Here is a 22,576-nt window from a genome sequence, read left to right as displayed (position 1 = left end):
ACGCCCGGCAACGGCGCACTGGCATTTTAAGCCTTCTTATCTGCGTTCGATGATGCCACTTGAAAACGGAATGCTCCCGATTTAGCTGCCGTTTTCCCAGGTCGAGGTGGAGTTGGTGATCACCTTGCGAATGTTGCGCTGATCGCGCCATTCGCGTCCCATGTCGCGAATGACCGGCTTTGCTTCCGGCGAGAAGATGTAGTTGCGGGATCCGGCGACATAGGCCTCCATGGCCGGGTTGACGCCCGAGTAGAACTGCTTTTCCGGATCGCGGGTGAGGTCCATCAGGCCGGCGCAATGGCGCGCAAAGCCGCCGCGCAGGATCGACGGCGAGGTCGTGAACTTCGGAAAGGTCCGAAACAGCGGGATCTTGATGCCGAGCAGCCGCGTATACTCGTTGCGCTGATGGAAGTGGCCTTTGCGGGCAATGTCCCAGTTCTGGTCGGCGGTGTGAAACGACACCTGCATGATCGACGGATCGGCAAAGGGTGCGAGCAGTTCCACGCCCATGTCCCTGAGCGCAATCCAGTCGTCTTCCAGATGGAACACATACTCCGACGTGCTTGCCGACCATATTCTTGCGACGGCGGCGCAAAAGCCCGGTTGTTCCGGCTCGAAAATCACCGCATCTGGAAAGTGGCCGCGCACGATCTCAATGCAGGCGGCGTGGTCATCGGCGGAGCCGAAGGCAGCATCGAGATTGAGGTAGGCCGACCCCATGTCGAGATGACGCAGCACTTTGTCGCAAAAGCTCGCAAGGGTCTGGGCAAGCAGTTCGGGCCGCCGTGTGGCGACGATGCAAAGGTCAATTCGAGACATTGCTCTTCCTGGTTGATGCGGGGGACCGCGGCCACCGTTCCGACGCCGATCCGCGGGTCCTAGATAAAGCGAATTTCCGGGATCGCGACGACGAACCGTCCGCCCCACGCCCGGATCGCCGCATTGTCGGCGACGATCTCGTCGGTCAGATTCCAGGGCAGGATGACCAGATAGTCGGGCTTGGCCGTCTGTAGGTGCAATGGCGCGTGCACGGGGATGTGGGTGCCAGGCAGGAGCTTTCCCTGCTTGAGGTCGTTGCGATCGACCGCAAAGGCAATCTCGCCGGGCTTGACCCCACAGACATTCAGGAAGGTATTGCCTTTCGCGGCGGCGCCGTAAGCGGCCACGCTCTTGCCCTCGGATCTGGCGTTCGCAAGAAAGTCACGGAAGCCCTGGCAGACGGCGGCAATGCGCGTGTCGAACTTCGCGTAGGTGTCCATGGTCATGAGGCCGGCCGCCTCTTCATTTGCTCGTACCGAAACGAGACGCTCTGTCGCCGGCCGCGTGCCGCTCTCAAGCTGGGCGAACACCCGCAGTGACCCACCATGGGTCGGCAGTTCTTCGACGTCGAAGACCTTCAGACCCGACGCCTTGAAGATACGCTCGACGGCGGCCAGCGAGAGATAGGAGTAGTGCTCGTGGTAGATCGTATCGAACTGCAGGCCTTCCATCATCCGCAGCAGGTGGGGGAATTCGAACGTCGCGACGCCTTCGGGCTTCAGGAGAATGGCAAATCCGGCGACGAAATCGGCGATGTCGGGCACATGCGCGAGCACGTTGTTGGCAGCTGTCAGGTCCGCGCGGATGCCGCGGGCGACCAGCTCCGTCGCCGTCTTGCGGCCGAAGAAGGCGACCTCGCTGGGCACGCCACGGTCCATCGCAATCTTCGCAGCATTGGCTGCAGGCTCGATACCGAGGACCGGAACATTCTTGGCGACGAAATACTGCAGCAGGTAGCCGTCATTGGACGCGATCTCGACAACCTGCGTGGCGCTGTCGAGCTTAAACCGTTCGGTCATGGCGTCGGCATAGCGACGCGCGTGATCGAGCCAGCTGCTGGAAAAGGAGGAGAGATAGGCATAACCGTCGGTGAAGATTTCGTCGGCCGGCACGGTTTCCGTCGTCTGTACGAGCAGGCACTCGGAGCAGACCATCGCCTTCAGCGGAAACGCGCGTTCACGCGCGATCGCTTCTTCCGTCGGCTCCAGAAAGGAGTTGGACCAGGGCGTCGATCCCAGATCGGCAACGACGGTCTGAAGAGGGGTCGAACAGAAGCGGCAATTGTAGGACATATGGTCATCAGCCTTTCATGAATGCGTCGATCTGGCCAAGCGTCAAAGCGCGGGCATCGCTGCCCTTGCGCCAGCCGTCATACCAGTTTGCTGTCCAGGCGATCGCTTCGTCCTGCGACAGCCGGGAGCTCCACGCGAGCGTTTTTGCGGCGAGGGCCGGATCGATCCCGAGCGTCTGCATTTCCCGCGGCTGGTCGACGGACGAAGCATCCCGCCATTGCGAAGGGAGGCCCATCGCCGTCTGGATTGCCGATGCCACGTCGCGCACCGGGATCTGGCGCTCAGCAGGCGAGGGGCCGAAGTTCAGCGCGTCGACGGTCGTCTCATCGCCATGGAGCGCTTCGGCATAGACGAAATAGCCGTTGAGGCAGTCAAGCACGTGCTGCCAGGGCCTCGTCGCCAAGGGGCTGCGAATGTCGAGCGCCTGGCCGGACAGCGCAGCGCGCACGATGTCGGGAACCAGCCGGTCGGCCGAAAAGTCGCCACCGCCAAGCACGTTGCCGCCACGCGCGGTCGCGGCCCGAATGCCGCGCTCGCGCAGGAACGCATCGCGCCATGTCGAGACAACAAGTTCGCAAGCCGCCTTGGAGCCGGAATAGGGGTCGTGGCCGCCCAGCGTCGCGTCCTCGGGAAAGTGTCGGCCGCTTTCGTCGTTGCGGTAGACCTTGTCGGTCGTGACCACGACGATCGCCTTCAATGCCTGGGCTCGGCGCGCGGCCTCAAGCAGGCGCACCGTACCCATGACATTGACCTCGAATGTCTCGGCAGGCGTTTTGTAGCTTTCGCGCACCAGCGGCTGCGCCGCCATGTGCAGGATGATCTCCGGATCGTGCGCCTGAACGGCGGTCGCAAGCGCATCCGCATCGCGGATATCGCCGAGATGCCCGTCGGTCGTGGGCGTTCCAAGCAGCGTGTGCAGCGACGGCTCGCCCAGCGGCGGCAGTGCATAGCCGGCGACGTCGGCGCCCATCTGCTGCAGCCATAGCTGCGCCCAGCTTCCCTTGAACCCGGTGTGCCCGGTCAGAAAGACGCGCCTGCCGGCCCAGAATTCCGGGTTTGCAATGCTGCTCATGCCCAGACTTTCCAAGGCGCCGATCCCCGTACCCACAGCTCTTCGAGCTGGTTCTTGTCGCGCAACGTGTCCATCGGCCGCCAGAAGCCGTCATGGGGGAAGGCCATCAACTGGCGGTCGCGTGCAAGCCCTTCCAGCGGCTGGCCCTCGAACGACGTGCTGTCGCCCTCGATGCGGTCGAGAACGCTGCGGTTCAGAACGAAGAACCCGCCATTGATGCGGCCATTGTCGCCGGCCGGCTTCTCCGTGAAGCTGCGCACTTCACCGCCCTCGGTCGCCAGGGCACCGTAGCGCCCGGGCGGCATGACGCTGGTCACTGTCGCCTCCTTGCCATGACGAAGGTGAAAGTCGGTCAGGGCCTTGATGTCGACATCGGCGACGCCGTCGCCATAGGTCAGGCAGAACTTGTCGCCCAGGTGATCGGCCACACGCTTCAACCGGCCACCGGTCATCGATTCCGAGCCGGTGTCGACGAGCGTCACGCGCCACGGTTCGGCCTTGTTCGAATGAAACAGCGTCTCGCCCGTCGCCATGTCGTAGGTTACGTCGGACGAATGGAGGACATAGTTGGAGAAGTATTCCTTGATCATGTAGCCGCGATAGCCGAGGCAGATGACGAAGTCCGAGAAGCCATAATGGCTGTAGATCTTCATGATATGCCAGAGGATCGGCCGCCCGCCGATCTCGATCATCGGCTTCGGCCGCAGATGGCTTTCTTCCGAGATGCGGGTTCCGTAACCACCAGCAAGGATGACGACTTTCATGCGACTGCCTCTAACTGCCCGCGCCTCAACGCGAGGTGTTTCTCCGCACCGATGCCCTTGGCACCGTGTCCGTGGATGGCTTCCAGCACATTGACAACACAGGCGCCTGAACTAGAACGGTGCACCGTTGTTCGTCGGCGCGACGGACTGCGTGGAAGCGTACGGTTCTTCGCACGAATTGGCACTTCAATGCAATTGCCAGGAGAGGCTAGATGGCTCGCGTTAGCATAGGACTGCCAACCTATAACGGCGTGGAATTTATCGCCGAGTGCCTCGATAGCCTGCGCAGCCAGACCTTCGAGGATTTCGAGGTCCTCATTTGCGACAATGGGTCGACCGACGGGACGAGCGATATCTGTGCGGATGTTGCCAGGGCCGACGCACGGTTTCGGCATGTGCGCTACCCCGATACGGTCTCGGCGATGGAGAACTTCTTCCGGGTTGAGGCCATGACCGACGCGCCCTATTTTTGCTGGAGGGCAGACGACGATTTGGCCGACCGCAACCACCTTGCGGGCCTCGTCGGCGCTCTGGACGAGGCGCCGGATGCGGCGCTGGCTGTTGCGCCTGTGCTGCGGATCATCGACAGCACGGAACGGCTGTTTGAACTTCCCGCTCTTTCGACCGACGAGCGGGCGCAGCGGATCCACGATGTTCTTCTTGGATGCCACCCGAGCTGGGTCTATGGCTTGTGGAGGAGAGATGCCGTCGGTCTGGCCCTCAAGCGATTGGCGAATTACGACTTTGCGTGGGCTGCCGATCATCTGATGATGCTGCCGGCGATATTCGACAACGCGGTGGTCATGTCGCCGGACGGACGGTTCATCCAGCGCATCAAGCGGCAAGCCAACTATCATCTGCCGCCAGACAAATTGCTGGCGGCGCGAAAGCAGTACAAGCAGATCGCGCTTGAGATCATCGCCGAACGGGAGTGGTCTGCGCCCGAGCTGACAAAGGTAAAACGGGCACTGGACCTGCACCTCGATCGCCGGGTCGCGCCGTTGTTCAAGACCTACAAGCGGGCTTTCAAACAGAAGCTGCGGTCGGCTCTGCCCTTCGGGTGAGCCGTTTCCTCAGGCCGCCATGCAGTCGCGCAGAACCTGCACGACGCGATCAATCTCATCATTCGTCATTTCGTGGTAGCTCGGCAGGTTCATTGCCCGGCCGGGAAGATCGTAGGCCACCGTGTTGCCCGGCTGGTCGTTGAACGGGGGAAGCGAGCTCAAAGGCCAGAAGAAGACGCGCGCGTCGATGTTTTCGGCCGCAAAGGCGCCTTGCAGCTTCTCGCGCGTCACCCCGGTTTCCGGGGCGAAGACGACCGTCGGCATCCAGAAACCGTTCTTCGTTCCGTCCGGCTCAGGGTTCATGGCAACGGAGTTCATGCCCGAAAGCTGCGCCTTGTAGGCGTAGAAGATCTCCCGCTTGCGATCGACGAGTTCGTTCACACGTTCGATCTGGGCGAGCCCGATTGCCGCCTGCAGGTTAGACATCTTGTATTTGAAGCCGATCTCGTCCGGCCAGAACTGCTTCTTCTGGCCGCGCGCGCGTCCATGGTTGGAGAGCGTCAGGACTCTCTCGTAAAGCTTGTCGTCGCTGGTGACGAACATGCCGCCTTCGCCAGTCGTCACGGTCTTGGTGCCGTGGAAGGAGAAGGCCCCGAAGGCGCCAAGCGAGCCGGCCTTTCGGCCTTTCCATTCAGATCCGAGCGCTTCAGCGGCATCCTCGACAATCGGTATGTTGTGGCGCGCGCCGATGGCCAACAGCGCGTCCATGTCGCAGAGGTTGCCGTAGATATGCACCGCCATGATCGCCTTGGTCCGCGGCGTGATCGCAGCCTCCGCCTTTTCGGGGTCGATGCACCAGCTGTCGGCGAGCACGTCGACGAAGACGGGTTTGGCGCCGAGATGGACGATGGGTGCCGCAGACGCCGTCCAGTTCGTGTCGGCCAGGATCACTTCGTCGCCGGGCCCGACGCCGAGTGCGGCCAGGCCCATATGCAGGGCGCCGGTGCAGCTTGACGTGGAAATGGCATGGGCGACATCCAGATGGCTCGCAAACGCCGTCTCGAAGCGGTTGACGTAGTCATAGCAGCGGTCGCCCCAGCCGTTCGCGGCGGCATCGGTCGCATAGGCGACTTCGCGCTCGGTGATCGAGGGTTTGGTGTAGAGGATACGGGATTTCATAGCCTGGGCTGCCTGTCCTATGATCATCAGTCGCTTGCTGCGTCCGCCGCAACGATCTTGTCGATGCGTCCGCCGATCTGCGCGCCAATATAGAGATTTTCGGAGAATCGGGACGGAAATCCGGCCCGTTGCATATGGCGGGCCGTCCGGTCGATATCGTATTCGATCCGATGCAGTTCGATGCCGTTTGCCGACAGCGTCGCAAAGGCGGCGCGCGGGTCGCCGTCACGCGGCTGTCCGACGGAGCCGGGGTTGCAAAACACCTTGCCATCGATCTCGAGGCGCACTTGCACATGGGTGTGCCCGGCGAAAAGCCGTTCGGCCCCCTGCGGGAAGTGCGCCGGCGATATCTTGTAGAGATATTCGTCGATCGGATCCTGCCAGCTTCCGTGAACGAAATAATTTGAGCCGTCGACGAGATAGGATTTCGACTTGCCGAGCCAGGCGCGTTGTTCGGGGGAGATGATGCCCCTCTGGTACTCGATGATGTCGTTCACCATCCTCGAGCGCGGGCAGCCTTCGCCACTGACGATGTAGTAATCGTGATTTCCCATGATGTTGGGGATGCCGCGTGCTTTCAGCACCTCGATGCAATCTCCCGGCTGGGCGTAATACCCGACGACGTCGCCGAGCGAAATGATCGTGCTGCAAGCCAGCTCGTCGATACGGGCAAGCACGGCCTCCAGGGCGGGGAGATTGCCATGGATATCGGAAATAACAGCGATCATAGCACCACCAGGTCTTCGGCGTATCGCCAGCCTCGGCCGCGCTTGATCTCCGGTGCGGCGGGCTCTCTCCCGTACAGATAAAAATCGAGCGCCATGCCGGCCTCGTTGTATCCGAAGGCGGCGCGCAAAGAGGTGCTGCTGGAGAACCGCGGATTGATCTCGAGCAGATAGGGCGTCGTACCGTCCAGTCGAAACTGATAATTGGTGGGGCCGAGCGGCTTGAAGCGCCGGGCGAGCTGACGCACCGCGTCTTCGACGACAGGTGCATCGACCACTTCGGCATATTGCGTGTTGCCGGCGACCGACAATTTTCGCCGGAAGACGATCGGGGGCAGCATCGTTCCGTCACCGAGGCCAAAGGCACCGACCGTGTATTCCTGCTCATCCGTGCCGACGAGTTTCTGGATGAGGAAGTCGTCCCGGCTCTTGCGTGTCCAGTAATCGAAATCGGCTTCATCCCGAAGAAGGGCGATCCCGCGCGAACCGTTGCCACGACGCGGTTTCAGCAACAGCGGCAAGGCACCCAGTTCGCTAATACATTCTTCAAGGTTGCGGCTGAGCGTGCTTGGTATTACCGCCAGTCCGGCCTCAAGCAAGGCGGCGTTCATGTCCCATTTGTCTTCGGCGAGCGTGATCAAGGACGATGTGTTCAGGGCAACCCGGGTCGGCGTCGCCTCAAACGACGCGCGATGCTCGTTGAAGAAACGGACGTCGAGCTCAAGGCCGGGCAGCACCAGGCTGACAGCCTCGCGCTGAAGCAATGCCAGCCAGAACTCCAGATATTCTTGTGTCGCTTCGTCACATGACGGCTTGGCGACGAACGCGTCGCACCAGTGCCGGCCGATGCCGTTCGCATCGCGATCGACGCCAATGATCCGGATCGGTGCATCCAGTCTTCGCAGAGACGCCACGATGCCCTGGCCGATGATGGCCCCAACGGCAGTCACGACCACTGTGATCGCTTGCTTCGATTGTGTTCCCTCGGCGCCCATCAGTTTACGTCCATTGGTCCGAATGCGGGCGCGCTGCCGGCATCCCTGATCATCTTTATGCCGTCCTGCATGGCAATAAGCGGCTTCATGCCGAGCAGCGACATCGCTGGCGCGCCATCGGGAAAATTCACTTTGCGAAAGGGGGCTTTCTCCGCTGCGATGGCGACGGTGCCGCCGAGCCCAAACACGCGATAGGCGACCTCTGCAATCTCGTCGCTGGTCATCGCCTCCGTGTGGACGGCATTCAAGATGCCTGAAGCTTTGGCGTTGGCAGCGTGGATCATCATGTCCGCGGCGTCCTGGACATGGAGGAAATTACGCGCGCCAAGGGAGGCTGGCATTCGGATGTCGAGTCCTCGGGATGTGTAGGCAATGATGCGCCCGAACCATGGTTGGTGGGAGCAGCATTGGCCATCGACATCGTACAGCTGCGAGAACCGCAGGCTGCAGAACCGGAAGCCGTGCCGTTGCGAATGCCAGCGCAATATCTGCTCGGCCAGGCCCTTGGTAAACCCGTAGGATGTCATCGCTGCACCATCCAAAGTCTCGTCGGATGAAACAGACCCGGCGTAGACAATCGCCCCGGTTTGCAGTTGCTGCGCAAGCTCGGCGACGGCGAGAGCACTCGTGGCATTTGCCGTATAATTCAGGCGCACGCCTTTCGGGCTGTCGTCGGCGAAGCTTGCGGCGCAATGGAACAGAACGTCGGCCGACATGCCACCAGGCATGTCCCGCAGACCGCCCTCAAGATCGAAAAAGACCTCGTCGGTGTCCGATCGGCCGACACTGATCGTCTCCACTCCCATGTGATGCAGGCGAGCAATGAGCTGGCGACCCAGCATCGACCGTGCGCCGATGACGGCCGCCGTCTTCATGTGGGCTCAGCCTCCATCAACAGGCCGACGCAGAGGTCTGGAAACTCGATGCCGACTTGCAGCATGGCGTGCAGATTGGCTTCGAAATCGGGAAGGGTCTGCAGAACGGGCAACGGCAACGGCTTCAAGTAAATCCCCTCTTCGTGCACCACCCGGAAACCATGCGCCTGCAGTTCGGCACGAAACGTGTCCCGGCAGTATTGGCGCTTGTGGCCAAGGGCCAGATCGTTGGCATTGAGGCTGTAAATGTCATCGATCTTGCCAAGTTCTACCCCGAGCCTTCTGTTCAGCGACTTGGCGTTGGGTACGGCAGCGAAAAGACGGCCATTTGGCTTCAGGAAACGTTTGAACCTGTCGAGAACCAGGCCCGGATCGTCAACGTGCTCCAGAACAAAACCCATGACAATCACGTCAAAGCGCTCTTCCGTATCGAAGTCCTCAAAATAGGAAAAGACGATCTCTCCGGAAAAGTCCGGGCTGTTCTGCTTGAAAAGGTCGATAACGAACTGCGAGCCCTCGACGATCACGTGCCTGTCGCAAACCGTGTTGAACAGGTGCGGCGTGTAGCCGTGGCCGATCCCGAGATCGAGCAATGAGGTGCATTTTCCAAAGCGGGAAACGACACGCTGCGGATACCAGTTGAGAATGAGGTTGTTCTCAATCGATGTTGTTGCGTTGGGAAGATACTCCGACGCGACTTTGTCCAGGTTTTCGGATGTCACCGGGTAAACTCCCTCCAATCGACGGTTCCAGAGTGTATTACTTTCGCACCGTCGACACCGCAATTGGCAACGAGGTCCAACGCCGTCACATACGGCGTAAATTCTCCGTGCAGCTGGGGATAAGGGGTGCACTCGTAGGCCATGTACAGAACCGATATGCCGGATTTCTCGAAGAGCCCGTGATCCAGGTAGTTCCGCGCTCCATGGCCGGTGATGTAGGCAGACCCCTCGAGATGCGCGGTAATGTCGTACACCCGCTCGCTGCTCGTTCCGCCGATTGTCAGCACGTCCGACGAGACATATTTCGGCCTGTCGAGATTGAAGTAGGACGCAAGCGCCAGCATCGAATTGCGGGCCACATCCGCAACGGTCGATGCATCTTTCTCGAACACGCTGTCAACGAGCTGCAGCATCTCATTGACGAACGGCGCCTTCATATAGGCCTGGCGCAGAATGTCGCGATGGCGGCTTCGCCAGTCCGTCCGATCATCGAGCCGGACCTCGTCGATCCTTTGTCCCAGATGATAATCCTGGAGTGGCAACGTCAGCCACCGTATGCCGTTCTGCGTCTTGATCTGCACCCGGTTGGTGAAACTGCCGCGCGAGAACTGCACATCGTCGTAGTGTACGAATATGTCCGCCAACCGAATTTGCTCAAGCATTCCCACCCAGGGAAAGTACATGGATTGCGAGATGACAATGTTTCTGGCCAACAGGTACTCGCTCGAGATCAGTGTTTATTGCGGTATCGCTTCGACGGTTTCGGTGCGGGCAACGTGCGCGAACGCTCACCTTGTTGTGCTGCGCGGATAGCCTCCCGGCGCCCCGGAGAACACCACGGATTTGTCGAAAACGTGTCCGTATGGTGGAGAGCTTCTAACAATCGCAGGTGCTGCGCGCAACCAGCGTGTCGAGCCATTCCGTGACCGACACGCAATCTGCGTTCAGAGCGAACGCCAACGCGTTCTTGTGAGCCTCAAACACTTTGCGGTCGTCTCGTGGCGCCATTATTTCCAAGCCGCTTGATGCGTTTCCTGTGAATGCTATCCCGCCGACGATTGCAAATGGGACCAAGGCCGGTTTGTTAAGGAACGTGACCGAAGCTTAGCGCCCCGAAGGGAAGACCGATGTCGCGTTTCAATCGTATCGCCACCCCGATCCCCGATCTCGTGGTCATCGAACGCCAGCGTTTCGGCGACGAGCGCGGGTTCTTCTCGCGCTTCTTCTGCCGCGAGGAGCTTGCCGATTTCGGTCACGACGGCACGATTGCCCAGATCAACCATACGATGACGCAGCTGAAGGGCACGATCCGTGGCCTGCATTTCCAGCGTGCGCCCCATGACGAGACGAAGTTCGTCTCTTGTCTCGCCGGCGCCGTCTTCGACGTTGCCGTGGACCTGCGCCCGGGCTCGCCCACCTATCTCAAATGGCATGGCGAAGTGCTGAGTGCCGAGAACGGGCGGTCGATGATGATCCCCGGCGGGTTTGCACATGGCTTTCAGACGCTGAGCGAGGATTGCGAACTGATCTACCTGCACGACAAGCCCCACGCGCCGGCGGCGGAGGGTGGACTTAACCCGCTCGATCCGAAGCTTGCGATCGGCTGGCCGCTGACTGTCGCCCAGATGTCGGCGCGCGACGAAGCATTTCCGTTCTTATGAATGTAATCTAAAATAGCGGTTGCTGTCTGACCCGTCATCTTGTGCTATCCTCCCGTACTGGTGGCCCGTGTGCCGGCGAGGCGATGGAGATGCAGCGCAAGCTGGTAGCGATCATGGTGGCGGATTTCGTCGGGTCGACGGCGGCGATGGAAACGCATGAGGAAGAGGCTGTCGAATGCGTCTCCGCCTGCCTCAGGGCGGTGGGCGACACGGTTGTGCGCCACGATGGCCGCGTCTTCAACACCGCCGGCGACGCGGTTCTTGCGGAGTTTATCAGTCCGGTCAACGCCCTTCGCGCGGCCATGGAGGCGCGCAGTTCGCTTGCGGCAATTCCGGATGCCACGCCGAACCATATGCGCTTCGGGCTGCATCTGGCCGACGTGCTCGCCGTCGGCGATGATCTAAGGGGCAATGGCGTCAACCTCGCCGCAAGGCTGCAATCAAGCGCTGCCGCCGGCGAGATCGAGGTGTCAGAAGCGCTCTACCAGCAGGTGCGCCGTGCCTCGCCCTGCGCTTTCGAGGAGATCGGCGAGCGTCGGTTCAAGGGCGTCGCCGATCCGATCCGCGTCTATCGAGTGGGCACAAACATCGATAGGCATCGGTTTCTCTCGGCACCGACTCGAGAGGCGCCGCCGGCGTCAATGAGGCCGAATTCGGTCATCGTCACGCCTTTCGTCGCCTTCGCGGCCAGCCAGGACGACCAGTCTTTCCTGACGGAAGGATTGACCGACGACCTTACCCTGGAGCTCGGCCGGCTGAAGAGCCTGTTCGTCAGTTCGCGGTCGGCCTCCGTCGCGCTTTCCACCCGCGACCCCGTCGAGGTCGGACGGGCGCTCGGGGTGCGCTACGTCGTCTCGGGCTCTGTGCGCAAGCTCGGCGGTCTCGTGCGCCTCAACGTATCTTTGTCTGAGACCGCCCATGGACATCTCGTCTGGTCGGACCGGATCGAGCGGCCATTCGAGGAGCTGCTTGCCGTCATCGACGAGGTGACGGCCCGCATCGCTGCGACGGTGGCCGGGCGGATAGAACAGGCGGAACTGATCTCCGCCCGGTTGAAGCGGCCGGAGAATATGTCGGCTTACGAATACTACCTGCTGGGGCTCGACCACCACCGCCTGATCGGGGTGGCCGATCGGCACATCGGCGAAGCCATGCGCTGGTTCGAGCGTTCGATGGATGCGGACCCGTCCTTTGGCCGGCCCGTCGCCATGCATGTCTGCGCCTGGAGCAATCTGCCGGATTTCGACCTTTCCGCTGGCGAGCGCCAGGTCGCACACGCGCTCGATCTCGATCCGACCGACCCGGATTCCCATCGCATCATGGGTGCGATCAAATGCATGGAGGGCGACTTTGTCGCCTCGCGGCATCATCATGAGCGGGCAATAGAGCTGGCGCCCAACGATGCCTATATCGCCGGACGATGTGCGGCTTTCTACACCTATGCGAACGAGGCGGAGCGGGCGTTGGAACTGCTCGACCGGGCCGAGGCACTGGATCCGTTCCTGCCGGTCTGGATCGTCGAGGAGCGGGTCGCCTCGCTCTATGCGCTCGGTCGGCACGATGAGCTTTTTGCCGTGGCGCGGGCACTGCCCTACCAGACGCGGCGTACGCTGATCTACCGCATCGCCGCACGGATGGCGCGCGGCGATACCGAGCGGGCGCGCCAGCTGGTCGCGCAGGTTCAGGCGCTCGATCCAAAACTGTCGGCCGGCTACATCCGCACCCAGGAGTTCTTCCGGGACCGGGCAGTCACGGAGGCGCTCGTCAACACCGTGCATGCTGCGGGCCTGCCGCTCGGCTGACGGTTGCCGCCGGGTGACGCGGCGGCCGCCGGGGATGTCAGCTTGCGCGGGCCAGCGCCAAGGCGTCTGCCCCCGCCGGGAAATGCAGCCGTTCCGACATGTCGTTGGCAGCGCACCAGACCACGTCGGCCACGTCGCTCTCCGTGGTGATGAGCGCCGGGTTGGCGAAGGCGGCAAAGATCGGTTCTGCAAACGGGGCATAAGTCTCCGGGATCAGATCTTCGATGCGCACGCCCGTATTGTGCGAAAACCGCGTGCTCGGCGCGTAACCGGGCTCCACCAGCTTGGCGCGCACGCCGAAGGCGGCAAGCTCGTGGGCGAGCGATCCTGTAAACCCTTCGACCGCCGTCTTGCTGGCGGTGTAAGCGGCGGCGAGCGGCATGGCGGCGAGCGTGACGCTGGACGTGACGTTGACCACGACACCCGATCGCCTGCTGCGAAACTGCGGGATTACCGCCTGCGTCATCGCCATGACGCCGAAGGTGTTGGTCTCGAAGATTTTGCGCACGTGCGGCATCGGCGTCGCCTCGAAGGCGCCGACCACGCCGATGCCGGCATTGTTGACAAGTGCATCAATCGGCCCGCTGGCATCGAGTGCCGAGGAGATACTTTCAGGGTCGGTCACATCCAGCTGAACGACGCGCATGCGCTCCGAGCGCGGCAGAATGTCCTCGCGTGGTGTGCGCATGGTTGCGATCACGTTCCAGCCCTTGGCGTGGAAGAGGCGGGCGGTTTCGAGGCCGTAGCCGGACGAGCAGCCTGTGATCAACACGGTTTTCATGTCGTTTCCTTTGGTCGTTTCTGATGATGTCATCATAGCGATTGCGTTCCGGACGATATATAATTGAAAGTCCATTTCTGATTTGCAATAGTCCTGAAATGATCGATCCGCTCTCTGAAATCATCACCCTGCTCAGGCCACGCGCGGTGTTTACCAAAAGCATCAGTGGTGCCGGTCGCTGGGGGGTGCGCTATTCCGATTTCGGTTACCCCGGTTTTTGCACCGTGCTGGAAGGCGCCTGCCGTCTGGCCGTTGACGGTCAGGATCCGTTGGTGCTGGAGGCGGGCGATTTCGTCCTCTTGCCGACGACGCCCGGTTTCACGATGTCGGGCTTCGAGCCCGTGACGCCGACACTCATCGATCCGAAGGCAACGCCCGCTTCAGTCGACGAGGTGCGCCACGGCGACCCCGATGGGCCGCCAAGCGTGCGGCTGCTCGGCGGCTACTTCGTCTTTGCAACTGAGGATGCCGGGTTGCTGGTGTCGCTGCTGCCGGCACAGGTGCATGTGCGCGGCGGCGAGCGGCTTTCGATCCTGGTCCGGCTGTTGACGGAGGAGGCGGCCGAACAGCGCGCCGGCCGCGATCTGGTTCTTGCCCGTCTTGTCGAAGTGCTGCTGATCGAGGCGCTGCGGCTGACCCAGCGGCCGGACGCTTCGCCGGGCTTGTTGCGCGGGCTTGCCGACCAGCGGCTGGCGGAAGCGATAAGGGCGATGCACGGCGCTCCGGCGCGATCATGGACGGTGGCCGAGCTGGCGAAGCTGGCCGGCCTCTCCCGCTCGGCGTTCTTCGAGCGCTTCACGCGCCATGTCGGCGTCGCGCCGATGGAATATCTGCTCAACTGGCGCATGGCGATGGCCAAGAATCTGCTGTGCAACCATAAGGCCGAAATCTCCGATGTCGCCGAGCGCGTCGGCTACGGTTCGGCAAGCACTTTCAGCACCGCTTTCAGCCGGCACGTCGGGCAGGCGCCGGGACGGTATGCCCGCATGGGCACAGTAGGGTAGTCAGGCCTTACGCCGTACAGAACGACTGCGTGTTGCGATCTTTCAGATTCGCATATGCGCGTTAAGTCCCGGTTTTCTCACCTCTCGCGCAAAGCCGCGGAACACTCTTGCGCGAGATGTTTTAATGCTGCTCAATCGCCAGCAAACGGGGCCTTGTCCTGGGTGCAGGTTGCACCTGTCGGCGGCATCGCTCCGTCGATGAAATAGGCCGCAATGTAGTCCTGGGCGCAAGTGCTTGGATTGATGAGCACGGTGTGCCCGAAACCGTTCACGATCAGCAGTCGCGCGTTCCCCAAAGCCTGTGCCATGCGAACCGAACTGGCCAAAGGCGTCGCTGGGTCGTTGGTGTTGCCGATGACGAGCACCGGCGCGGTCGCCTTGTTCCACGGGCCGAGATAGGTCGTCTTGGCCCTGGCGCTCCAGCCGACGCAATACGCCACAAACGGCCATGCGGAGATGCCAGCGCGCTGATAACTCGCCAGTGCCTGTTGAACGGCGGCGTCTTCGGTCGTCGGGTTGGGGCTTTCGCCACAGATCACCGAAAGCTGGCGGCCGGCGCTGGTGACGTATGTGGCTGCTGCCGGCTTCGCCGGTGTGGCAGCGGCAACCGGTGTGGCAGCGGCAGCCGGCGAGCCGGCATCGCCCGAACCGCTGGCAGCGACCTGTTTTCCGCTGCCTTCGCTCGCCACCCAGGCCTGCTGCAGGAACTGAGCTACCGCCGCCCAACCGGGAAAGCGGCCAAAGCCCGGCAGGGGTTCGACAACATAGATCGAGCTGCCGACGTAGGCGAGGATGCTTGGGGCGTCGATCATGTCGCCTTCGAGTGTGAAGCCCTTTTGCGCGCGCTGGAGCAGTTCTGACCATTTCTTCCTTGTCGCCTCGGGCGATCCGGCCGAGAAGGCGCAGCCCGAAGCATCGACCGCCCCACACTGGCTCATGAATGCCTCTATGGTCGAGGCTGCGCCGAAGTCGGAGCCGATCCGGATGAAGGTGCTGAGCGCCAGGTTTTCGCCGGTGTTTCCGGCCCATGCCGGCACTGCCACCGCTCCATCGAGGACGGCGGCGCGCACGCGGTCGGGATACATGTTCATGTACGTGGCGCCGAGAAACGTGCCGTAGGACGTGCCGTAGTAGTTCATCGTCTCCTCGCCGACCGCCTGGCGCAGGAGATCGAGGTCGCGGGCGTTGTCCGCCGTCGAGACGTGGGCGAGGAGTTCGCCGTTCCGTTTGATGCAAGCCTCATTGAATTCGGTGCGCCCGGCTGCGTCTTTGGCGAGTTGCTTCGCCGTCACGGGGAAACCGTCGCGGGTGGCCCGGGCGAAGAATGCTGCTTCGTCGTCGGCACTGTCAAAGCATTGGACGACCGGCGTCGTGCGCCCACCCATGCCGCGCGGATCCCAGCTGATGATGTCGAAGCGGTCGCGCACCTTGTCGGGAAAGCCGCGGATTGCTGCCGGGAGGTACTCTGTTCCCGCGTCGCTGGGGCCGCCAGGATTCCAGAACAGCGTGCCGAGCCGCCGTGCCGCATCGCGCGCCGGAGCCTTGATGAGCGCTAGGTTGAAGCGGCCCAAAGATGGATCCGCGTAGTCCATCGGCACTTCGGCCGCGGCGCACTGGAAGCTGTCGGTGCTCGCCGCGCCCTGCTCGGGTGCCGGGCAAGCGGTCCAGGTGAGGGTGGGCACGGGAACCGTGTCGGCGGCGAATGCCGGGATGGTGATCAAGAGCGCGGACGTTGCGGCCGCGGCAGCGACGAGGTTTCTCATGGTGTCTCCTTGCAATGCCGAGCTGTGCGCAACTCGGGGCGGGTGGAGTTCCATTTCTCAGGCGTGCGTCATTTCCAGTGTGCTGTGGCGAGATACGGTCGCGGGTGCAATTGTCCGCTCGAACCTCTGGGTTGCCTGACGCCACATTAGCAGGTGGCGAGGACAGGTCAAAGCGGGGTAACCGCTGGGATTGACCCGGCTTCGGCTATACCCGCTTCACGACAACGCCGTCACCGCATGAGGTGCGGCGGCAGGGGTTTTGAGCGCCAGACGATCAAGCTCAGCCACCGTATTGCGGAACCGTTCGAAAACCCGTTCGGGTCAAAAGTTGCTTATGTGTCGAGAATAAACTGCAATCTATTGGCCGGCGAGGACCTGTGAAAAATGGCGCACCCGACAGGATTCGAACCTGTGACCTTTGGAATCGGAATCCAACACTCTATCCAGCTGAGCTACGGGTGCATCCGTTTGCAGCGAGGCCGCCGAAGCGGGCTGTGAGCGGTTCATAGCTTAGCTTGCGCGTCGCTTCAATGGTGAAATGACGGAGTTCGCAGGGGAATTTGCGAAGGACTGCAAATTGCTGCCAATGCAATCGGTCGAATGGGGCCTTCGAACAGGTCTCTGCGGATGACGGGAGAACGTACGAGCGTCGGCTTGCGACATACATCGACGGGCTGCGGGGGCGAGGGGCGTTTCGCGAACCAGGTAGATCGGCAAGGGCCTTCCAGCATCCTGCCTTCGCGTCCTCACGCGGCGCTTGCTTGCCGCGAGGCGGATCGTTTGGGCATCAAAAGAATGGCCCGGCGTTTGCCGGGCCATTCGGTATCCTTGATCAGGCGGTCTGCATGGCGCCGGGGCCGGGGATCGCCTTGGGCGGGACCTTGCCCATGATGATCATGCCGAGCACCTCGTCCTTGGTCACATCCTCGGTGCGGGCCTGGCCGACGACCTGGCCGTTCTTCATCACCGAGACGCGGTCGGCAAGGTCGAAGACGTCGTGGATGTCGTGGCTGATCAGGAAGATGCCGATGCCTTCGCGCTTCAGCTGCTTGATCAACTCGCCGACCTGGGCGGTTTCCTGAGGGCCGAGGGCTGCCGTCGGCTCGTCCATGATCAGGATGCGGGCGTCGAACAGGATGGCGCGGGCGATTGCCACCGACTGCCGCTGGCCGCCCGAAAGCGCTTTCACCGGCTCCTTGAAGCGCTGGAAGTTGGGGTTGAGGCGCCCCATGACTTCGCGGGCCTTGGCCTCCATCGCCACGTCGTCGAGCGTGCCCCAGGGGGTCCTGAGCTCGCGGCCGAGATAGAGGTTGGCGGCCGCATCGACGTTGTCGGCGACGGCGAGCGTCTGGTAGATCGTCTCGATGCCGTATTTCTTGGCGTCGCGCGGATTGCTGATGTCGGCTGCCTCGCCATTGATCAGGATCTCGCCGCCATCGCGCTTGTAGGCGCCCGACAGGATCTTGATCAGCGTCGACTTGCCGGCGCCGTTGTGGCCGAGAAGTGCCACCACTTCGCCGGGGTAGAGGTCGACGGAGGCGTTGTCGACCGCATGGATGCCGCCGAAGGAGATGGAAATGTTCTTCATTTCCACGAGCGGAGTGCGTTGGTCTTTCATTGGTCGGACCCCTTCTTACTTGGCACGGGCGCGGTAGATGGTGTCGAGCCAGACGGCCACGACAAGAACCACGCCGACGACGATGCGCTGGAACGGACTATCGATCCCGAGCAGCACCATGCCCGACTGCAGCGATTGCATGACGAGGGCGCCGATCATCGCGCCGGCGATCGTGCCGACGCCGCCGGCAAGCGACGTGCCGCCGATAACCGCGGCTGCGATCGTGTAGAGCTCGTCGAGTTCGCCTTGCGCATTGGTCGCGGCGTTGAGGCGGGCGGTCGAGATCGCAGCGGCGATGGCGCAGAGCACGCCCATCAGCATGAAGATCTTGACGGTGACCCAGCGGGTCTTGATCCCTGCCAGTTCGGCGGCCTCAGGGTTGCCGCCGAGCGCAAAGACGTAGCGGCCGAAGCGCAGGCGGGTGGCGATGAAGGTCATGACGATGCCGACGGCGATGGCGACCAGCACGGGGATGGCGATGCCGTGCGAGATCAGCAAGCCACCGTCCGGCCAGGCGATGCCGTTGGCATCGGCGTATTTGCGGGCGATGTTGACCGGCCAGTAATAGTGATTGGCGATCGCGACGGCACCCATCACCAGGATACAGCCGAGGATGCCGAGGAAATACTCGGCCCAGACCGGGCGCAGCGGAAAGCCGAAGCGCTTGCGCTGCTTGCGCGAGTTGAGGATGGCCCCGACGATGGCGATACAGGCGATGATGCCGACGATCCAGCTGGCTGTTGCCCCGATCGAGCCTTCGGTGCCGCCGCCCATCAGGCGGAAGGTGGAATTCATCGGTGCGACGGTCTGGCCGCTGGTGACGAACCATGTGGCACCGCGCCAGACAAGCAGGCCGCCGAGCGTGACGATGAAGGCCGGCACGTTGAGGAAGGCGATGATCGATCCCTGGAGTGCGCCGATCGCAGCACCGACAGCAATGCCGCAGGCAAGCGTGATGATCCAGATGGCGGGGTGCTCGAGCCCGAGATATTGCGGCAGGACCTTGACCTGCATGACAGCCATGATCATGCCGCAGAAGCCGAGCACCGAGCCGACCGACAGATCAATGTTGCGGGTGACGATGATGAGCACCATACCGGTCGCCATCACGGCGACGGACGAAGTCTGAACCGTCAGGTTCCAAAGGTTGCGCGGCGTCAGGAAGAGGCCGCCGGTCATGATCTCGAAGCCGAGCCAGATGATGGCCAGCGCGCCGACCATGCCGAGCAAGCGGGTGTCGATCTCGGTGGCGCGGAAAAAGCGCTTCACCGGGTTCTCGTCTGCATTGCGGGCCCGATTGGCCTGGGTTCTTTGTGTCTGGTTGCCCTGTGTGATGTCGGCCATGGACGTGCCTTCCCCCCACTCTTTCGTTGATGTCACCGCGTCTGCCGGCACGAAACGGCCGGATGGGACGCGACAAGTCTGATGATGAAGACATCTGTCGAGCGCTGCTCTCGTTTGTGCCAATGCGTGCCCGAAGGTCCCTCCGCATTGTCCGCCCCGGTCGCACCTTGCGCAAGCGCCGCAACGGGGTGCGTTGCGGCGCTTGTCTTGAGGTCAGAGCTCAATCCTGTCCGGGCGGCTTATTTGCACGCAGCGACGTCGCCCTTGACGCCCTGGCAGGCTTCGTCCTTGGAGATCCAGCCGGCGTCGATGACGACGTTGAGGTTCTCCTTGGTGATCGGAAGCGGTGCGAGGAAGACCGACTGCATGGATACGCCCTTCGGGCCGCCGTTGAAGGCGGTCACGCCGGCGATTTCTTCCATCTTCTTGCCGCTTGCGAGTTCCGCTGCGATTTCGGCGGCGCGCTTGCCGAGTTCTCGGCTGTCCTTCCAGACCGAAACGGTCTGGGTGCCGAGCGCTACGCGGTTCAGCGCTGCCTTGTCGGCGTCCTGGCCGGAGACCGGAACGGAACCGGCCAACCCTTGCGCGTCGAGGGCTGCGATCGCGCCGCCGGCGGTGCCGTCATTGGAGGCGACGACCGCATCGACCTTGTTGTCGTTGGCAGTCAGGAACTGCTCCATGTTCTTCTGGGCATTTTCCGGCTTCCAGCCGTCGGTATAGGCTTCGCCGACATTCTTGATCTTGCCGGCGTCGACGGCTTCCTTCAGCACTTCCATCTGCCCGGAGAACAGGAAGTCGGCGTTCGGATCGGCAGACGAGCCCTTGATGAAGACATAGTTGCCTTCCGGCTTGACCTTGAACACTTCGCGAGCCTGCATGCGGCCCACTTCCTTGTTGTCGAAGGTGATGTAAAAGGCGGCCGGGTTTTCGATCAGGCGGTCGTAGCCGACGACCGGAATGCCTTCGGCGGCAGCCTTTTCAATGGCCGGGCCGATGGCGTCGCTGTCCTGCGCCAGCACGATCAAAGCGTTGGCGCCCTGGGCGATCAGCGATTCGACGTCGGTCAGCTGCTTGGCAGCGGAAGACTGCGCGTCTGCGGAAATGTACTTGTCGCCGGATGCCTCAAGCGCTGCCTTGATGGCGGCTTCGTCGGTTTTCCAACGCTCTTCCTGGAAGTTCGACCAGGAAACGCCGACCACCAGATCCTTGGCGATTGCGGCGGAATGCATCGACGCGATGATGGCAGCCCCTGCCATCAGCTTCAAAACGATTTTCATATTATCCTCCCGAGTGGCGGCCGGCTGAGCGTGCGAACCTCCCGCACCATCCTCGGCCAGCCTTGCAACGCTGTCGAAACGCCACCGCAACATCGTTCGGCTTTATTTTCTCGACAGTCGAGAAAATGAATGTCATGGAATCCGGGACCTGTCAACACGGCCAACCCGGTTGCATTCGACGCCTGGATGCACCGGTTCGCAACCCACACAACTTCCGCGCCACACGGGAAGGAGCGATGCCGCAGCCGGTCAGGAAAGGATTGTTGTGTTATTTCAAGCGATCCCCGCGATGATCAGCATGTCGGTGCCAGGTGGCTTGTCCGTTTGCTCGGTAGAGTTTGGTCGGCGCTCGTGCAATGCAACTCCCGGCAAAGCCTCACAGGCCGCGGCCGAACACGGCCTTTGCGGTTGCGTGGCGTGCGAAATGGCCTGTGGATTATTTCTCGACAGTCGAGAAAATCAGTGGCAGAGATTGGCAAGGCTGTCGACAAGGCCGTCAGCGCCTTGCTTCGCCGAACGGCAGATGCTTTGGGAGGGCATGTGTTCGAAGGACCCGCCACCGGCAAGGACGTATGATGCTGACCAAGTCCAGCACTGAACTCGTGCGTCAGCAAAACAGCGCCCTTGTTCTTGCTGCGCTCAGGCGCGCCCGCAATCTTTCCCATACCGAAATTTCCGCGGCGACCGGGCTTGCGTCTGCGACCGTGTCGGCGATCACGGCCGAGCTCGAGCGGGCAGGCGTCATCGCCAAGGCGGAGCAGCAGGTGCAGGGCGGGCGCGGGCGGCCGCGTGTTCTGTTCACGCCGCGCCGCGATTGCGGCTATGTCATCGTCGTGCGCATCTCCTCCGACGTGGTGCAATATTCACTGACTGACTATGGCGGCACGCTGCTCGACCGCTTCGAGGAGAGCCGCAATCACGACCAGCGCGGCACGACCGCCTTCGCGCAGATCTTCGTCGAAGCGCTGGAGCGCTTGCTGCAGCGTTCGCGCCTGACGCGTGACCGTGTGCTCGCCGTCTCCATCAGCAGCAAGGGGCTGGTCGATGTCGACAACGATGCCGCGCGTCTGCTCTGGTCGCCGGTGTTCGGCAGCGAACAGCTCGATTTTGCAGCACTGCTTGCCCCGCAGTGGCGGGCGAAGGTGATGCTCAACAATGAGACCTTGCTGGTGGCGCAGGCGCTGGCGGCGGAAGCGGAGCGCGCGCCGGCGGCGGGTTTCCGATCGCTTGCCGCCATCTCGCTCGGCCACAGCATCGGCCTCGGCGTTGCCCGCAAGGGCAGGTTCGGCGAGATCGACGTGACGGCGCCAAACTTCGGGCACATGCTGCATGCGCCATCGGCCGGATTGTGCCGGTGCGGAGCCTATGGCTGCATCGAAGCGGCCGCCGGGTTCTACGGCATCCTGCGGGCAGCTTTCGAAGTGCCGCCCGATACGATCCCGGCAAAGTTCGTGCCGATCGCCGAGATGGACAAGATCGCTGCGAGTGCGCGCCAGGGGCATCGCATGGCGGGCTATGCCTTTCGGCAGGCCGGTCTTGCTCTTGGCAACGGCATATCGCGCATGCTCAGTCTTTATGAGCGCATGCCGATCTACGTCACCGGCCCCGGCACACGCTACTTCGACCTCTTGCACGGCGGGCTGGTGGAGGGTGTGTCCCAGTCTCTCCAGCTCCGGCTTCAGGGGCCGCCCGAAATATCCGTTGTTCTCGACGAACAACGGCTCGTTTTCGACGGACATCTCGAGCGCGCCTTGGGCGTGATCGATAGCGAGATCGCCACGGCCTGACTGCCACGCGTGTGGCGCGCTATGACGCAACCATTTTTGGGGTTGTATCAAGGGCGAGCAAACGGGCCAATACAATTTACAGTTATTTAGCG

General features: G+C 62.2%; 20 protein-coding genes and 1 tRNA gene. 5 read left to right on the top strand and 16 right to left on the bottom strand.

What is annotated here, in order from left to right; all coding sequences use genetic code 11:
* Positions 1-81: 81 nt before the first annotated feature.
* From HT585_RS12005 to rfbF, 4 genes are read right to left on the bottom strand one after another with little or no spacing between them, the layout of a single operon-like run.
* Positions 82-819, bottom strand: coding sequence for a glycosyltransferase family 2 protein (locus HT585_RS12005; protein WP_246707630.1), 738 nt, complete (start codon positions 817-819; stop codon positions 82-84).
* A gap of 59 nt (positions 820-878) precedes the next feature.
* On the bottom strand, positions 879-2,111 hold the full coding sequence (locus HT585_RS12000; protein WP_176353092.1) for a class I SAM-dependent methyltransferase: 1,233 nt from the start codon (positions 2,109-2,111) through the stop codon (positions 879-881).
* A gap of 7 nt (positions 2,112-2,118) precedes the next feature.
* The gene (gene rfbG / locus HT585_RS11995) at positions 2,119-3,183 is read right to left on the bottom strand and encodes a CDP-glucose 4,6-dehydratase (RefSeq protein WP_176353091.1); all 1,065 of its coding nucleotides are present in this window, start codon (positions 3,181-3,183) and stop codon (positions 2,119-2,121) included.
* On the bottom strand, positions 3,180-3,947 hold the full coding sequence (gene rfbF, locus HT585_RS11990; RefSeq protein WP_176353090.1) for a glucose-1-phosphate cytidylyltransferase: 768 nt from the start codon (positions 3,945-3,947) through the stop codon (positions 3,180-3,182). The genes rfbG and rfbF overlap by 4 nt, the downstream gene beginning before the upstream one ends.
* A 212-nt stretch (positions 3,948-4,159) precedes the next feature.
* On the opposite strand from rfbF, the gene HT585_RS11985 reads away from it, so the two are divergent.
* On the top strand, positions 4,160-5,011 hold the full coding sequence (locus HT585_RS11985) for a glycosyltransferase family 2 protein (protein WP_176353089.1): 852 nt from the start codon (positions 4,160-4,162) through the stop codon (positions 5,009-5,011).
* Between the two features lie 9 nt (positions 5,012-5,020).
* On the opposite strand, the gene HT585_RS11980 is transcribed toward HT585_RS11985, so the two are convergent.
* Genes HT585_RS11980 through HT585_RS11955 form a run of 6 tightly spaced genes read right to left on the bottom strand, consistent with a single transcriptional unit; the run spans position 5,021 to position 10,160 of the window.
* Entirely contained in the window at positions 5,021-6,130 is a 1,110-nt protein-coding gene (locus HT585_RS11980; protein ID WP_176353088.1) for a DegT/DnrJ/EryC1/StrS family aminotransferase, read from the bottom strand.
* A 26-nt stretch (positions 6,131-6,156) separates the two neighbouring features.
* Complete coding sequence (locus HT585_RS11975) at positions 6,157-6,858, bottom strand: metallophosphoesterase family protein (protein ID WP_176353087.1); 702 nt, start codon at positions 6,856-6,858, stop codon at positions 6,157-6,159.
* Positions 6,855-7,850 carry an ATP-grasp domain-containing protein gene (locus HT585_RS11970; protein ID WP_176353086.1) on the bottom strand — a complete coding sequence of 332 codons (996 nt, stop codon included), beginning with the start codon at positions 7,848-7,850 and terminating at the stop codon, positions 6,855-6,857. The genes HT585_RS11975 and HT585_RS11970 overlap by 4 nt, the downstream gene beginning before the upstream one ends.
* Positions 7,850-8,725, bottom strand: a complete 876-nt coding sequence (locus tag HT585_RS11965; protein ID WP_176353085.1) for an NAD-dependent epimerase/dehydratase family protein — start codon at positions 8,723-8,725, stop codon at positions 7,850-7,852. The genes HT585_RS11970 and HT585_RS11965 overlap by 1 nt, the downstream gene beginning before the upstream one ends.
* Positions 8,722-9,447, bottom strand: a complete 726-nt coding sequence (locus tag HT585_RS11960) for a methyltransferase domain-containing protein (protein WP_176353084.1) — start codon at positions 9,445-9,447, stop codon at positions 8,722-8,724. The genes HT585_RS11965 and HT585_RS11960 overlap by 4 nt, the downstream gene beginning before the upstream one ends.
* A complete protein-coding gene (locus HT585_RS11955; protein WP_281410672.1) occupies positions 9,444-10,160 on the bottom strand; it encodes a WbqC family protein in 717 nt (238 codons plus the stop codon). The genes HT585_RS11960 and HT585_RS11955 overlap by 4 nt, the downstream gene beginning before the upstream one ends.
* 414 nt (positions 10,161-10,574) lie before the next feature.
* Here HT585_RS11955 and rfbC point away from each other — a divergent pair, with 414 nt between their 5' ends.
* Together rfbC and HT585_RS11945 are read left to right on the top strand one after the other, a co-directional pair.
* Positions 10,575-11,108, top strand: a complete 534-nt coding sequence (gene rfbC, locus HT585_RS11950; protein ID WP_176353083.1) for a dTDP-4-dehydrorhamnose 3,5-epimerase — start codon at positions 10,575-10,577, stop codon at positions 11,106-11,108.
* Between the two features lie 89 nt (positions 11,109-11,197).
* A complete protein-coding gene (locus tag HT585_RS11945; protein ID WP_176353082.1) occupies positions 11,198-12,910 on the top strand; it encodes an adenylate/guanylate cyclase domain-containing protein in 1,713 nt (570 codons plus the stop codon).
* Positions 12,911-12,947: 37 nt separating this feature from the next.
* Here HT585_RS11945 and HT585_RS11940 read toward each other — a convergent pair whose 3' ends face one another.
* Positions 12,948-13,766, bottom strand: coding sequence for an SDR family NAD(P)-dependent oxidoreductase (locus HT585_RS11940; protein WP_176353081.1), 819 nt, complete (start codon positions 13,764-13,766; stop codon positions 12,948-12,950).
* Positions 13,767-13,789: 23 nt separating this feature from the next.
* Between HT585_RS11940 and HT585_RS11935 the strand changes: the two genes are divergently transcribed.
* On the top strand, positions 13,790-14,695 hold the full coding sequence (locus HT585_RS11935) for an AraC family transcriptional regulator (RefSeq protein WP_176353080.1): 906 nt from the start codon (positions 13,790-13,792) through the stop codon (positions 14,693-14,695).
* Between the two features lie 131 nt (positions 14,696-14,826).
* Here the strand turns inward: HT585_RS11935 and HT585_RS11930 are convergent, their stop codons facing one another.
* The 5 genes from HT585_RS11930 to xylF all read right to left on the bottom strand — a co-directional run bounded on the left by HT585_RS11930 (position 14,827) and on the right by xylF (position 20,697).
* Positions 14,827-16,458: an alpha/beta hydrolase gene (locus HT585_RS11930; RefSeq protein ID WP_176353079.1), complete on the bottom strand. Its 1,632-nt coding sequence runs from the start codon at positions 16,456-16,458 to the stop codon at positions 14,827-14,829.
* Positions 16,459-16,843: 385 nt separating this feature from the next.
* Positions 16,844-16,920 (bottom strand) — tRNA-Arg (locus HT585_RS11925).
* A 370-nt stretch (positions 16,921-17,290) separates the two neighbouring features.
* Positions 17,291-18,076, bottom strand: coding sequence for an ATP-binding cassette domain-containing protein (locus tag HT585_RS11920; protein ID WP_025428054.1), 786 nt, complete (start codon positions 18,074-18,076; stop codon positions 17,291-17,293).
* 15 nt (positions 18,077-18,091) lie between these two features.
* Entirely contained in the window at positions 18,092-19,420 is a 1,329-nt protein-coding gene (locus HT585_RS11915) for a sugar ABC transporter permease (RefSeq protein WP_176353078.1), read from the bottom strand.
* A 239-nt stretch (positions 19,421-19,659) separates the two neighbouring features.
* The gene (gene xylF / locus HT585_RS11910; RefSeq protein WP_176353077.1) at positions 19,660-20,697 is read right to left on the bottom strand and encodes a D-xylose ABC transporter substrate-binding protein; all 1,038 of its coding nucleotides are present in this window, start codon (positions 20,695-20,697) and stop codon (positions 19,660-19,662) included.
* Between the two features lie 575 nt (positions 20,698-21,272).
* On the opposite strand from xylF, the gene HT585_RS11905 reads away from it, so the two are divergent.
* On the top strand, positions 21,273-22,484 hold the full coding sequence (locus tag HT585_RS11905) for an ROK family transcriptional regulator (RefSeq protein WP_176353076.1): 1,212 nt from the start codon (positions 21,273-21,275) through the stop codon (positions 22,482-22,484).
* Positions 22,485-22,576 lie beyond the last annotated feature (92 nt).

It is taken from the genome of Ensifer oleiphilus (assembly GCF_013371465.1).
GTDB lineage: Bacteria > Pseudomonadota > Alphaproteobacteria > Rhizobiales > Rhizobiaceae > Ensifer > Ensifer oleiphilus.
Note: the sequence above shows the minus strand (reverse complement) of the source record. Positions and strands in the feature narration are given on the sequence as shown.

Bases quoted from the DNA above. Each gene is read 5' to 3' on its own strand.
- HT585_RS12005 (WP_246707630.1), bottom strand. From the start codon at position 819: ATGTCTCGAATTGACCTTTGCATCGTCGCCACACGGCGGCCCGAACTG.
- HT585_RS11940 (WP_176353081.1), bottom strand. From the start codon at position 13,766: ATGGACTTTCAATTATATATCGTCCGGAACGCAATCGCTATGATGACA.
- HT585_RS11945 (WP_176353082.1), top strand. From the start codon at position 11,198: ATGCAGCGCAAGCTGGTAGCGATCATGGTGGCGGATTTCGTCGGGTCG.
- HT585_RS11935 (WP_176353080.1), top strand. From the start codon at position 13,790: ATGATCGATCCGCTCTCTGAAATCATCACCCTGCTCAGGCCACGCGCG.
- rfbG (WP_176353091.1), bottom strand. From the start codon at position 3,183: ATGAGCAGCATTGCAAACCCGGAATTCTGGGCCGGCAGGCGCGTCTTT.
- HT585_RS11980 (WP_176353088.1), bottom strand. From the start codon at position 6,130: ATGAAATCCCGTATCCTCTACACCAAACCCTCGATCACCGAGCGCGAA.
- rfbC (WP_176353083.1), top strand. From the start codon at position 10,575: ATGTCGCGTTTCAATCGTATCGCCACCCCGATCCCCGATCTCGTGGTC.
- HT585_RS11930 (WP_176353079.1), bottom strand. From the start codon at position 16,458: ATGAGAAACCTCGTCGCTGCCGCGGCCGCAACGTCCGCGCTCTTGATC.
- HT585_RS11905 (WP_176353076.1), top strand. From the start codon at position 21,273: ATGCTGACCAAGTCCAGCACTGAACTCGTGCGTCAGCAAAACAGCGCC.
- HT585_RS11920 (WP_025428054.1), bottom strand. From the start codon at position 18,076: ATGAAAGACCAACGCACTCCGCTCGTGGAAATGAAGAACATTTCCATC.
- HT585_RS11975 (WP_176353087.1), bottom strand. From the start codon at position 6,858: ATGATCGCTGTTATTTCCGATATCCATGGCAATCTCCCCGCCCTGGAG.
- HT585_RS11965 (WP_176353085.1), bottom strand. From the start codon at position 8,725: ATGAAGACGGCGGCCGTCATCGGCGCACGGTCGATGCTGGGTCGCCAG.
- HT585_RS12000 (WP_176353092.1), bottom strand. From the start codon at position 2,111: ATGTCCTACAATTGCCGCTTCTGTTCGACCCCTCTTCAGACCGTCGTT.
- xylF (WP_176353077.1), bottom strand. From the start codon at position 20,697: ATGAAAATCGTTTTGAAGCTGATGGCAGGGGCTGCCATCATCGCGTCG.
- rfbF (WP_176353090.1), bottom strand. From the start codon at position 3,947: ATGAAAGTCGTCATCCTTGCTGGTGGTTACGGAACCCGCATCTCGGAA.
- HT585_RS11915 (WP_176353078.1), bottom strand. From the start codon at position 19,420: ATGGCCGACATCACACAGGGCAACCAGACACAAAGAACCCAGGCCAAT.
- HT585_RS11970 (WP_176353086.1), bottom strand. From the start codon at position 7,850: ATGGGCGCCGAGGGAACACAATCGAAGCAAGCGATCACAGTGGTCGTG.
- HT585_RS11985 (WP_176353089.1), top strand. From the start codon at position 4,160: ATGGCTCGCGTTAGCATAGGACTGCCAACCTATAACGGCGTGGAATTT.